11 protein-coding genes are annotated in these 12,128 nt (G+C 47.1%); 7 read left to right on the plus strand and 4 right to left on the minus strand.

Going from position 1 to position 12,128, the window contains the following annotated elements:
* The first annotated feature begins 162 nt into the window (after positions 1 to 162).
* From AC4IFB_RS15625 to minE, 5 genes are all read left to right on the plus strand, one after another.
* Positions 163 to 1,776, plus strand: a complete 1,614-nt coding sequence (locus tag AC4IFB_RS15625; RefSeq protein ID WP_490780652.1) for an Lcl C-terminal domain-containing protein — start codon at positions 163 to 165, stop codon at positions 1,774 to 1,776.
* Between the two features lie 126 nt (positions 1,777 to 1,902).
* On the plus strand, positions 1,903 to 2,589 hold the full coding sequence (locus AC4IFB_RS15630; protein ID WP_490775935.1) for a DUF599 domain-containing protein: 687 nt from the start codon (positions 1,903 to 1,905) through the stop codon (positions 2,587 to 2,589).
* Between the two features lie 609 nt (positions 2,590 to 3,198).
* Complete coding sequence (minC, locus tag AC4IFB_RS15635; RefSeq protein ID WP_490775934.1) at positions 3,199 to 3,918, plus strand: septum site-determining protein MinC; 720 nt, start codon at positions 3,199 to 3,201, stop codon at positions 3,916 to 3,918.
* A gap of 67 nt (positions 3,919 to 3,985) precedes the next feature.
* A complete protein-coding gene (minD, locus tag AC4IFB_RS15640) occupies positions 3,986 to 4,795 on the plus strand; it encodes a septum site-determining protein MinD (protein ID WP_490775933.1) in 810 nt (269 codons plus the stop codon).
* A gap of 5 nt (positions 4,796 to 4,800) precedes the next feature.
* Positions 4,801 to 5,070, plus strand: a complete 270-nt coding sequence (minE, locus tag AC4IFB_RS15645) for a cell division topological specificity factor MinE (protein ID WP_490775994.1) — start codon at positions 4,801 to 4,803, stop codon at positions 5,068 to 5,070.
* A gap of 132 nt (positions 5,071 to 5,202) precedes the next feature.
* Here minE and AC4IFB_RS15650 read toward each other — a convergent pair whose 3' ends face one another.
* Positions 5,203 to 6,237, minus strand: a complete 1,035-nt coding sequence (locus tag AC4IFB_RS15650; protein ID WP_490780653.1) for a cytochrome-c peroxidase — start codon at positions 6,235 to 6,237, stop codon at positions 5,203 to 5,205.
* Between the two features lie 249 nt (positions 6,238 to 6,486).
* Between AC4IFB_RS15650 and AC4IFB_RS15655 the strand changes: the two genes are divergently transcribed.
* Positions 6,487 to 8,439 (plus strand): diguanylate cyclase domain-containing protein, encoded by a 1,953-nt coding sequence (locus tag AC4IFB_RS15655; RefSeq protein WP_490780654.1) that lies wholly within the window; start codon positions 6,487 to 6,489, stop codon positions 8,437 to 8,439.
* A gap of 71 nt (positions 8,440 to 8,510) precedes the next feature.
* Here AC4IFB_RS15655 and aroE read toward each other — a convergent pair whose 3' ends face one another.
* Both aroE and hemB read right to left on the minus strand, forming a co-directional pair.
* The gene (aroE, locus tag AC4IFB_RS15660; RefSeq protein ID WP_490780655.1) at positions 8,511 to 9,323 is read right to left on the minus strand and encodes a shikimate dehydrogenase; all 813 of its coding nucleotides are present in this window, start codon (positions 9,321 to 9,323) and stop codon (positions 8,511 to 8,513) included.
* A gap of 5 nt (positions 9,324 to 9,328) precedes the next feature.
* Positions 9,329 to 10,342: a porphobilinogen synthase gene (gene hemB, locus AC4IFB_RS15665; RefSeq protein WP_490775929.1), complete on the minus strand. Its 1,014-nt coding sequence runs from the start codon at positions 10,340 to 10,342 to the stop codon at positions 9,329 to 9,331.
* Positions 10,343 to 10,806: 464 nt separating this feature from the next.
* On the opposite strand from hemB, the gene AC4IFB_RS15670 reads away from it, so the two are divergent.
* On the plus strand, positions 10,807 to 11,172 hold the full coding sequence (locus tag AC4IFB_RS15670) for a thioredoxin family protein (RefSeq protein ID WP_490775928.1): 366 nt from the start codon (positions 10,807 to 10,809) through the stop codon (positions 11,170 to 11,172).
* 302 nt (positions 11,173 to 11,474) lie between these two features.
* Here the strand turns inward: AC4IFB_RS15670 and tsaC are convergent, their stop codons facing one another.
* Complete coding sequence (gene tsaC, locus AC4IFB_RS15675) at positions 11,475 to 12,047, minus strand: L-threonylcarbamoyladenylate synthase type 1 TsaC (RefSeq protein ID WP_490780656.1); 573 nt, start codon at positions 12,045 to 12,047, stop codon at positions 11,475 to 11,477.
* Positions 12,048 to 12,128: the final 81 nt, after the last annotated feature.

A 12,128-nucleotide genomic window follows, 5' to 3' on the forward strand; every position in this document is an offset into this window, starting at 1 on the left:
GGGTTAATATAAGTGCAGAGAATCTTCACGTTTCCTCCATGATTCCTCCACTTTGTTTGGCTTAAATTGAAGGTAGCTCTGAATAAGTCAATCACCGACAAAATATTTAAGCTCGACCTATTCAGGATGAGAGTCTCAAGTTAACCTGTTGTGGAGAGTGTCATGTCAATTTTTAAAATAGTGTGTGTGGCAGGGATCTCGCTTTGCCTTGTGCTGACGGGGTGTGGAGGTGGTGGTTCAGGCGATAGTAGCGAAGATATCATTGATAGCGGTGATGGTACTGACACTAGTGGAGATGAAGAGACCGATAGCAGTGGTGATGATACTGATGGCAGTGATGGTAATGTATTGTACTACAGTATTGGCGGTACGGTTTCCGGTTTGATTGGTAGTGGCTTGGTTTTGCAGAACAATACAGGTGATGATCTCTCCATCGATAGTGATGGAGATTTTACATTCAGCACAACCTTGGCTGATGAGACTGTTTATGAGATATCTGTTGCGACTCAACCCAGTTTTCCGAACGGATATTGCAATATCTTAAATGGCAGCGGCACACTGTCTGGAAATGCGATCACCAACATTGAGATAATTTGTACCGGAGGACGTTACACGATTGTCGATACCAATCAAAGCCTGTGTTATGACTCCTCGACTGGTGTAGAGACGGTCTGCTCTGGAGTCGGTTATGATGCTGACTACAGTGGTCACCAGCCAGACTACACTTTGAGTGAGGACGGTAACAGTGTATTTGATCATGTTACCGGATTGATCTGGACTCAGAGCGCCGATCTGGATGGGAGTGGCGTGATTGATGTGGATGATAAGTTGACCCAACCTGAGGCGGCTAGCTACTGTTCTGGGCTGACTGAAGGTGGTTACGAGTGGCGCTTACCGTCGATTAAAGAGCTCTATTCATTGATGGACTTCACCGGTGGTGATCCCAGTGCCTATACAGGTAGCGACACATCCCGGTTAATCCCATTTATCGATAACACTATCTTCGCGCCGGGATTTGGTGATACCAGTGCTGGTGAGCGCATCATTGATGGCCAATACGCAACCACTACACTCTATCTCTCACCCGAAGGTACAATGGGAGGCAATGACACTATGTTTGGTGTCAATTTTGTGGATGGCCGGATTAAGGGCTACCCGTATAACTTCCCAAGTAACAATTCTAAGACTTTTTATCTGTTCTGTGTGAGTGGTAACGATAATTACGGCATCAACGATTTTGTCGATAACAGTGATGGTACAGTCAGTGATAACGCAACAGGTCTGATGTGGGAGACGAATGACTATCGATCTTCAAATTTTGAGGATGCGATCAACTATTGCGAATCGAACACTACGGCTGGTTGGAGTGATTGGCGTCTGCCTGACATCAAGGAGCTACAGAGTATCGTCGACTATGAGCTTGCTCCAGATTACAGCGGAAGCGCCGCCATAGATCCTCTATTCAATGCTACTTCATTTACAAACGAAGGCGGTGAGGAGGATTGGGGTGCCTATTGGGCATCTACTACCCATGCTACCTCTGAGGGGATGGGTTTTTCCGCAACCTATCTCTCCTTTGGACGGTCTCTTGGTTACTTCAATAGTGAGGTTGTTGATGTACATGGTGCGGGGGCTCAGCGAAGTAACCACAAGTCAGATATCACTTTTCAAGCTGACGGTAGTGCCAATGAGGGGTTTGGTACTTTTTATTATCATGGGCCTCAGGGTGACATTTTACGGCTTGATAATATGGTCAGGTGTGTGCGAATACCTTAGATCGTATATGAATCGATATGGGCTGGGGTGACTCAGTCGATATCGATCAAAGGAGTTTAGGGTGGTAGGTACAAACTAGTGAAATCTTGCTAAACTCTGACCGTAAGCCCTCTACGACCCGGTCTTATGATACCTCTACTCGACTTATCTGCTTTTATCTGGTTTATGATCTGCTGGGTAAGTTATACCCGCTATGCCGACCTGCAGGCTCGTGACAATCTTACCCTGATGAGTGTCATGCATGGCTACCGTTTGCAGTGGATGCATGAAATGTTGAAAAGGGATGTACGGATCGTTGATTCAAATATTGTTTTAATCCTTGCAAGAAGCGCGACTTTTCTTGCATCTACAACTATTTTTATCCTGGCTGGGCTTATCGCCATATTAGGGACGATGGATACGGCCATTGAGATAATAGGTGAATTACGCTACGCGGTTCAGAGTTCGCGAGAGATATGGGAGCTGAAGCTGATTGTTCTGCTACTTATTTTTATCTACGCTTTTTTTAAGTTTACCTGGTCAATGCGTCACTTCAACTATCTCTCCATTATGATCGGTGCTGCACCCAGCAGTGATGCACTACCGGAATGGAGTGATACCTTTGCTGAACGAGCTGCCAAGGTAAGTTCAAAGGCGAGCAATACTTTTAACCGTGGTCTTCGTGCTTACTACTTTGGTTTGGCTTTTCTGAGTTGGTTCATTCATCCGCTTGTTTTTATTCTTGCTACTCTACTTGTGGTCGGGGTTTTATATCGTCGTGAATTTAAATCAGGGATGCTGCGCGAGTTGGGAGATCCGAAAGATTTTTGCTAGTCGTATCAGCTACGGTGATAGTTAATGATCTGCGGAAGCTTGCAGGCTGTTTTGTGAATTTCCAGCGCGATTTGGAGGGGCAGAGCCCCACCCCACCTTTCCGTATAAACGTAGGGTGGGGCCCTGCCCCTCCAACTTCACTAGAAAGAAAAGTGGCGCTTCTAAGAATTTAAGTGGATTTCTACCAGACACTACCCTGTGTGTCGTAATATTTATGGTCTGAATACTACGTAGTTACAGGTTGATATTCTATTGCTGAGTATCGCCGGTAATCAGGATATGTTAAATGCTGTTCAAATATATTTATTAACAAGATCATTCCAAAATTTTATATTAAAAATTCCATAATCTGAGCTGGTTCACAAGATGTAAGAAACAATAGGGTCGGCAGCTTGAATATCCATTACGATTTGCTGGCTGCCACTGGGTAACCCGTGATTGTTCCTGATTCGTGTTTAATTGGCGAAATATCAACTGAGTTTTCTGAGATGAGTATACGTCTGATATTTTCAAGACGGATCAGTGGCTGTTGTTCATTAAATCTATTGTAAAGCGTCGGGTAGCCTGTTTAATGATTGTGAAACATTTCAATATAGAGGTGACTGATCAGTGAGTTCAGATTCACAGACTGCTTATAGTGCAGACGGTAATGTCGAATTGAAGGCAGGATCATTTACACTACTCAAGCTGACGATGTCAGAACTGAATATTGAAGCTATAGATGAGCTGTTATCGGATCGTATCGCAAAAGCGCCGAATTTTTTTCGAAATACACCCATTGTGATAGACCTCAAGTCATCATCTGATGGTGCAAATATAGATAATCTTGCAGTAGCCATAGGTGCAATCCGTGGTTATGGCATGGTTCCTGTTGGTGTTCGTGGTGGTTCTAAAGCCTTTCATGAACAGGCCAGTCTGTTGGAGTTGGCGGTTTTTTCTGAGAAGCGCCGAACTTCTGCCACTTCTCCTGCCAAGTCGACAGCAACTAAGGTGCATCGATCACTTCCTGCAAAAATTGTTGACTCGCCTGTGCGATCTGGGCAGCGTGTCTATGCCCAAGATAGTGATCTGGTTTTACTGGCGCCGGTGAGTAGTGGGGCTGAGGTGGTGGCAGACGGGCATGTCCATGCCTATGCGCCGATTCGGGGTCGGGTGCTTGCAGGTGTCAAAGGGGATAAAAGCGCCTCTATTTTCTGTAAAGATTTAAGGGCTGAGCTGGTGTCAATTGCTGGGCGTTATAAAGTAAGTGATGATCTGTCTCCAAGGCATATGGGGCATTTTGTCTCTGTCTCTCTTCGTGGAGATGCATTTGTATTCAAAGAGATCTGATTGTTTTCTGTGCAAGTTCAAAATGATTATTCGAATCATTATTTTAGAGAATCTTAGGAGCGATTAATTGGCCAGAATTATCGTAGTCACGTCCGGTAAGGGCGGTGTAGGTAAGACGACAACTGCTGCTGCATTGGCTATGGGTCTTGCAGAGAAGGGGCATAGAACCGTAGTTATCGATTTCGATGTTGGTTTACGGAATTTGGATTTAATAATGGGATGCGAAAGACGGGTTGTCTATGATTTTGTCAATGTCATTCAAGGGGAGGCACGTCTGAAGCAGACGCTGATCAAGGATAAGCGTAACGATAACCTGTTTATACTGCCTGCATCTCAAACCCGTGATAAAGAAGCCTTAACAAAAGAGGGTGTAGGAAAAGTACTGGATGAACTGTCGGGTGATTTTGATTTCATTATCTGTGATTCGCCAGCAGGTATCGAGATAGGCGCTACTATGGCGATGTACTATGCGGATGACGCGTTTGTTGTGACCAACCCTGAGGTTTCTTCAGTCCGTGACTCAGATCGTATGATTGGAATTCTCTCCAGTAAATCGAGGCGGGCCGAAGAGGATCGAGAACCGATTCGGGAATACCTTTTACTGACCCGTTACTCCCCTGAGCGAGTTCAGCGCGGAGAGATGCTTAGTGTGGAAGATGTTCAGGATATTCTATCCCTCAACCTGATTGGTGTGATACCTGAATCTCAGGCAGTACTTAACGCCTCGAACTCGGGGGTACCGGTTATCATGGATAACGAAAGTACAGCAGGGCAGGCTTACAGTGATGTGGTTGCGCGGTATCTCGGTGAACAGTTACCTCACCGGTTTTTGGATATCGAGAAGAAGGGTCTGTTGGGCAGGTTGTTTGGGGGTTAATGGCAATGGGTTTGCTGAACTACTTTAAATCAAAAAAGAGCACCAACTCAGCATCTGTTGCAAGAGAGCGATTGCAGATTTTGGTGGCTCATGACCGGGCTGGACGAGATGCGCCGTCATACCTGCCTCAGTTACAACGGGATATCCTCAAGGTGCTACGTAAATATGTTGCAGTTGAGCCAGGTGCGGTTAATGTTAATGTCGAGCACGATGAGCATCATGAGATACTTGAACTTAATATAGTTCTACCTGAAGGAGAGCGAAAGACAGGATAGGCATAGTTACTCTTTGATACTATGCCCAGCCTTATCTTTCTGTCTGCCATCCGTTAACTTTTAATCATTATCTTGTTAACGGTTAATCTTTTCTGGCTTCTCTTGATGCATGCAGGTTGTATCAACGTGTGATTATTCGAGTAGATCTCCTGGTGTGGCTGGCAGCCTTGGCATGGTCTGTATAGGGAACTCTCCATTTAAGGTCTCTAAGAAGGCGACGATGTCTTGAGCGTCACTATCTGAAAGATCTTTATCAAGTTGCGTTTTACCCATTACCCTTACCGCTTCATTAATTGATTTGACAGTCCCGCTGTGCATATATGGCGCGGTGTAGCGTAAATTCCGCAATGTTGGTACTCGCCACATGTTCTTGTCCGCAATATTTCCAGTAACATTCATGCGGCCAGTGTCATTCATTAATCCATACTTGGTAACATATGAGTTGTTGGTAAAGATCGGAAACTTTTGAAAGAAGCCTTCTCCAGCAGGTAGTGAAGGGCCATTGAAGTTTGCCCCTGAATGGCAACCAGTACAACCCGTGCTGGCGAAAGTCTTCATGCCACGGATCTGTTGTTCATTCATCGCCTTACCATCACCCCGTACATATTTGTCATAGGAACTGTTAGGTGTGATTAATGTTCTTTCATAGGCGGCAATTGCTTTGGCGATATTGTCAATTGTAATATTATCGCCTGCGCCAAAAACATCATTAAAGTGCGTTTTGTATCCAGGTATTTTGGCAATTCTATCAGCAACAGCATCGAGATCAGACATACCCATCTCAATGGGATTGGCAGGGGGGCCTTTGGCCTGGTCTTCCAGGCTGGTAGCTCTGCCATCCCAGAATTGAACTGAGTGGAAGGCTGCGTTCCAGACAGATGGGGCGTTTCGTCCACCTGCCTGACCATGCACCCCAATCGATGTGGTGCGGTGATCATCACCACCCTCCATGACATTATGACAGGAGAAGCAGGATACTGTGCCATTGGATGAGAGTCGTGGATCAAAAAAGAGCATCTTACCCAGTTCGACTTTTTCTGGTGTGGTTGGATTGTCTGGCGGTGAAGTTGCTGTTTCCGGTAGCGCCTGCCACTGCTGCGCTATTGCTGAACTGCTGATAAGCAATAAGATTAAGTAAGCTGGGTATCGTTGTTTTGAGTTAAACATGTCGAAGCCTCCAATGCGTCATATCATATTAACTTTTTCACGCTAATAGCCCTGAAGTGTTAAATTCGAATAGGGCTGATAGTAATAGTTAACCTGTCAAGCTGAAATGAAGCTGAAAAAATATTGTTTAATTAATAAATCCTCAAGTCCAATAGATGGTTGCCGATGCCCAATTCAGGCAATTGGAAAAGGATAGAGGCAGTTCGTCTGATTTATAGATTCTATTTATGCTTGCTCGAGGCTAGGTAAGTGAGCGACTTTTGGGCCAATTTGAATGCTGCTTGGCGGGTGCCTTTCATCCGTTATGGCTTGATTGTGTCTGTTGCCGCTGTATTGGCATTTCCAATACTCTCTTCGCACTATCTACAGCCTAAGTTTTCTGATTTATTGATCTCAGTTGTTGAGCGTAATGCAAAGTTATCCGCGGGGCATATGAACAGTATGCTTGGCTTGTTGGAGCAGCCTGTCAGCTCCAGGAATGTTGACCATGAATTTAGGCATCATATATCGATGTTGGAGAAAGATTATGCGCTATGGAAAGCGAAATTGTTTGATGCCTCAGGAGTGACAGTCTACTCAACGGATAGCAACGATATTGGTCAAAAAAACATCTATACCTATTTTCACGAGAAAGTTGTCGCTGGTGTGGTCTATAGCAATCTTGTGAGTAAGCAGGCGAAAACCCTGGAAGGTCAAATCGTCCCTCGGGATGTAGTCGAAATCTATGTGCCTATTATGGATGGCGACGAATTTCTCGGTGCTTTCGAGCTCTACTACGACATAACAGAGGACAATCAGGCGCTGATTGCGCTTATTAGATATGGTACATCGCTGAGTCATGGTTTATCCCTGTTCATAATGATTCTACTGTTGATCATTGCGTTACGGGCGGGCTTAGACGTTCGAAGGCGTCAGCAATTTCAGGAGCAGCTTGCTGAAGAGGAGATGAAGTTGCGTACCATGACCGATTCAGCTCAGGATGCGATTATTTCAATTAATCACAATGGCAATGTTGAAAGCTGGAATCCAGCTGCGCAACGCATATTCGGTTATCAGGAAGAGGATATCATCGGGCAACCAATTCAAGATTTGATCGTGACCTCTAAGATGAATGAGGTGCAGGTCGGTGGATTGTCCGATTATATCAATAATGGAAAAGGCCAGGATGTTGGTGCGGTTATTGAGCAAATGGGGATTAGTAGGGATGGCTGTGAATTTCCTCTGGAGATGTCGATTGCATCGATGCAGCTTCAGAATCATTATCACTCAGTCTGTGTTATTCGAGATATCACCAGCAGAAAACAGGCAGAGCAACAGCTGAGGCTCAGCCATCAGGTTATGGCGTCAGCGACAGAGGGAATTATTATCACCGATAGTCATGAGCAAATTGTATCTGTGAATAATGCCTTTACTGAGATTACCGGGTATACCTTGGAAGAGGTCAGCGGTAAACATCCAAGGCTACTGAAATCGGGTAAACACCCAGAGGATTTCTACCACAAAATGTGGTCAGAAATTCAAGATAAAGGCTCATGGCGGGGTGAGATCTGGAACAGACGTAAAGACGGTGCAGTTTATGTTGAGTGGCTAAGCATTAGTGCGGTTTATGATCAAAAGGGTAAGCTGTCTCACTATGTCGGTATTTTTTCCGATATGACCCAGCGCAAACGTGAGGAGGCGGAACTGGAACGGCTTGCGTTTTATGATCCGTTAACGGGCCTTGCAAATCGGCTCTTGCTTCATGATCGACTGCAGCAGTCCTGTAGTTATGCCAAGCGGAATGGTTCAATGGTCGCGGTTCTGTTTATGGATCTCGATCGATTCAAAGCAGTTAATGATAGCTATGGGCATGAAGTCGGTGATCAGTTACTGCAGGAGGTATCCAGACGGATACAAGGGGTGGTTCGTGAGGGTGATACGGTAGCGCGTCTTGGGGGAGATGAGTTTGTCGTTGTGTTGCGGGATTTAAAAGATAGCGATGGTGTTACTCTGGTTGCGGAAAAGATAGTCTACGCAATAGATCAGCCTATATATATTCAAGAGAATCATTGTGCGATTGAGGCCAGTATTGGTATTGCCCTCTATCCCAATCATCAAGAGGTCGATAGTTTACTTAAGCTTGCGGATCACGCAATGTACGAAGCTAAGCGAAACAGTAAAACTAAGATCTGTTTTGCTGACTTGGGTGATATTTCTGAATAGTAATTTCGATCACGACCAGATCGTTGTTTTCACGCCAAGCTGACAATTCATGAAATGGTCAAAACCTTGTATCAACGCCGCAATTGGGCAATCACTGGCGGGGTTTCCGGTAAGATGTCTCGCCAGAGTCGGAAGGATTCAGCAGCCTGTTCCACCAGCATGCCTAATCCATCCAGTGAGCGGGCTGCATGATGGGCGCGTCCCCAAAGCTGAAAAGGTGTCGCCTGGTTACTGTAGAGCATGTCGTAACACCATCCCCCTTTGGCCAGTATATCATCGGGTATCCGGGGTACCTCTCCTGCAAGTCCAGCCGCAGTGCCGTTGATGATCAGATCGAATTGCATGCCTGCTATCTCTTCCAGGCCGCAGCCAGCGACCTGTCCATAGGGTGCCAGTCCACTGGCCAGTGAATAGGCTTTGCTGGCTGTACGGTTAGCAATAATGATGCGTTTCGGTTTCTCTTCCAGCAGTGGTCGCATCACCCCCCGAACAGCGCCACCGGCACCCAGCATCAGGATACGTTTGTCAGCCAAACGAAAACCCTGGTTCACTGATAGATCGCGGACCAGGCCAACCCCATCGGTGTTGTCACCCCGTAACAGATTGCTGTCCAGGCGAATCAAGGTGTTTACTGCACCCGCGGTATGGGCTCTGTCACTCAGTTCATCAGCCATTCGCCAGGCTTCTTCCTTAAACGGGACTGTGACATTCAATCCGCGCCCTCCCTCGGCCAGAAAAGTGCGGACGTCAGCAGCGAAGTTCTGCTTGTCGCCCAGCAGGCGTTCATAGCTTATTGATTCCCCTGTCTGTCTGGCAAAAGCCGCATGTATGTCAGGTGACTTGCTATGCTCTATGGGATTGCCGATTACCGCGTATTTATCCATATGGGCTAGTCTTGTTGCAGCCAAAGAGCGGCCTGCTTTGCAAAGTAGGTGAGTATGCCATCACAGCCAGCCCGTTTAAGGCAGAGCAGAGATTCCATCACAACCGCTTGTTCGTCGAGCCAACCGTTCTGTGCCGCAGCCTTGAGCATGGCGTATTCGCCACTGACCTGATAGACAAATGTGGGTACCTGATAGGTCTCTTTGACCCGGCGCACGATATCCAGGTAGGGCATACCGGGTTTCACCATCACCATGTCAGCCCCTTCCTGAAGGTCGAGTCCTACTTCGTGCAAGGCCTCGTCACTGTTGGCAGGATCCATCTGGTAACTATATTTATTGCCGCCACCCAGGTTTGCAGCTGAGCCAACTGCATCACGGAAGGGGCCGTAGAAGCTGGAAGCGTATTTTGCTGCGTAGGAGAGAATCCTGGTGTGAATATGGCCATGCTCTTCAAGTGCTTCACGAATAGCACCGATTCTTCCATCCATCATATCTGACGGTGCCACCACATCAGCACCCGCATCGGCATGGGAAATAGCCTGCTTTACCAGAACCGCTTTGGTTTCATCATTCATCACATAGCCGGTGTCATCGATAAGGCCATCCTGACCATGGGTGGTGAATGGATCAAGGGCCACGTCGGTAATCACCCCAAGGTCGGGCAGAGCTGCTTTTAGCGCACGCACAGTTCGTTGGGCCAGTCCATCGGGATTGTAGGCTTCACAGGCATCTTCGCTTTTTGCGGAGAGCGGCGTGACTGGGAAGAGGGCCATAGCGGGAATGCCCAGGGCATGAATCTGTTTGGCCTCTTCCAGCAGCAGGTCGATGCTCATGCGCTCAACGCCAGGCATTGAAGGCACTTCCTCTCGCTGCTGCTCGCCTTCTAGAACAAACACCGGATAGATGAAGTCTGCTGGGGTCAAAATGTTTTCACGCATCAAGCGACGGGAGAAGTCATCGCGCCGCATACGTCTCATACGCGTGGCGGGAAATTGGGATCGGCGATAGTGGCTGGACATGATCGATACTCTGTCGGCTTGGGTAAAACCCCTAAGATAACCTATGATCCTGAAAAAATCAGTTGACCGTTCCGTTCTAGGGCCTGTTAACACTAATCCAGCAGGTTCCTGGCTTTTTAGAAAATAGCTTATGATGCCGGTCTGAGTTTACTATCCGCTGAAAATGGCTATTCAGTCACTATCCCCCGGCAGATCTTTTCGTTCATTCACGGCCAGGCTCAAATCAGAGCCAGGTAAGGCCTGCCGACCATTGTGATGTGGGTTTCTGCCAATTCCAGGATACTTTCCTCGTTACCCTCAACCTCTGTAGAATCGGGCTCTCTATCAACCGGCTTGTCAGGTGGCTTTGATTTCGGTTGGAGATAGTGCGGCAGGACTGCACACTTGAATCTATCCTCGGGTAATTACCGCAGATTAACTCTAAATTAGACGACCGGCTGAGATATCCGGAGCAGGCAGTATGTATGAGTAGTAATAAACAACAACCTTCCTATATCTATGCTGTTGATGAGGCATCTTTTGAGGCAAAAGTGATCCAAGCGTCCCATGATCAGCCTGTTCTGGTCGATTTCTGGGCGGAGTGGTGCGCCCCTTGCCTATCCCTGGCTCCTGCTCTGGAGCGGGTGATCATAGAGCATGAAGGTCAACTATCCCTTGCCCAGCTTGAAGTAGATGACAACATGCGTTTGGCGGGACACTATCGATTACGTGGATTCCCGACAGTAATCATTTTTGTGGATGGAAAAGAGATTGGCCGGTTTCATGGTTCCCGGGCCAGTCATTGGATTCGGGAGTGGATCAATGAGCATCTGCAATCTAAAAAAGTATGAGTGGGTGGCCTGCAGCCTGAAGAGGTGAAATAAAATCCTTTGATGAATCGCTTTTTGCAACTGGGCTTAATGGGTAATATTGAAAATAAGTTATTTATTTCAATTGGTTATGGCGTTTTGGTTGTGTAACCGAAAAAACTGCTCTCTCGATTAAAGTTTTTTCCAGATCCGCCGTCATAAAGGGTAAGTTTTGATGGTTTCGATCCTCCTCCGGCGCTGTTATATATAAGCGCTTTAAGCCCACCCATCCCCCGGGTGGGTTTTTTTTTGTGTCGAATCTGTGTTGGGTTTTCACGCTTAAATCAGGCACGAATCAATGCCTCACTCAGGGCGTCACGAATCACTGTCGGTTTTGTCTGTCCCCCCGTTTTACCATGCAATATAAGGTCTATCCCATCTCCACAGCGAAGATGGACTTCCATTGGGGTTCTGGCAGGGGGGTGTTGACTGATGTTGGCGCTGGTGGATACCAGCGGTGTCGCTGCGATTTTACAGAGTGCTGACGCCAGAGGGTGGTCGGTAACCCTTACCGCCAGGGAATTATGACCTCCTGTTAGCCATTTTGGCGTCTTTTCTGAAGCGGGTATGACCCATGTGGTTGGGCCTGGCCAGTGCTGCATCACACGATCCCATACCTTGCTCGGCAGATCCCCCAGATAAGGGTAGAGTGCTTCCGCTCTATCTGCGATAAGAATCAAGCCTTTCTCCATAGGGCGTTGCTTCAACGCCAGTAGCCTCAACACAGCATCACCATCAAGGGGGTGGCATCCCAGGCCAAAAACAGCCTCAGTAGGATAGGCGACCAGCCCTCCCGCATGAATGACCTTTCGTGCCAGCCGAAAGTGCCAGGGATGAAGATATTGATCCGAGTTCAAGATTTATCCACAGAGTTGTAAATTCACCATTGTACGAACTAGGCTCTGTTAACACTAATCCAATCGGCCCTGCTGACCTGA

It is taken from the genome of Candidatus Thiodiazotropha sp. AKIB8, from assembly GCF_058244675.1.

Bases quoted from the DNA above. Each gene is read 5' to 3' on its own strand.
- AC4IFB_RS15625 (WP_490780652.1), top strand. From the start codon at position 163: ATGTCAATTTTTAAAATAGTGTGTGTGGCAGGGATCTCGCTTTGCCTT.
- AC4IFB_RS15630 (WP_490775935.1), top strand. From the start codon at position 1,903: ATGATACCTCTACTCGACTTATCTGCTTTTATCTGGTTTATGATCTGC.
- minE (WP_490775994.1), top strand. From the start codon at position 4,801: ATGGGTTTGCTGAACTACTTTAAATCAAAAAAGAGCACCAACTCAGCA.
- AC4IFB_RS15650 (WP_490780653.1), bottom strand. From the start codon at position 6,237: ATGTTTAACTCAAAACAACGATACCCAGCTTACTTAATCTTATTGCTT.
- aroE (WP_490780655.1), bottom strand. From the start codon at position 9,323: ATGGATAAATACGCGGTAATCGGCAATCCCATAGAGCATAGCAAGTCA.
- hemB (WP_490775929.1), bottom strand. From the start codon at position 10,342: ATGTCCAGCCACTATCGCCGATCCCAATTTCCCGCCACGCGTATGAGA.
- AC4IFB_RS15670 (WP_490775928.1), top strand. From the start codon at position 10,807: ATGAGTAGTAATAAACAACAACCTTCCTATATCTATGCTGTTGATGAG.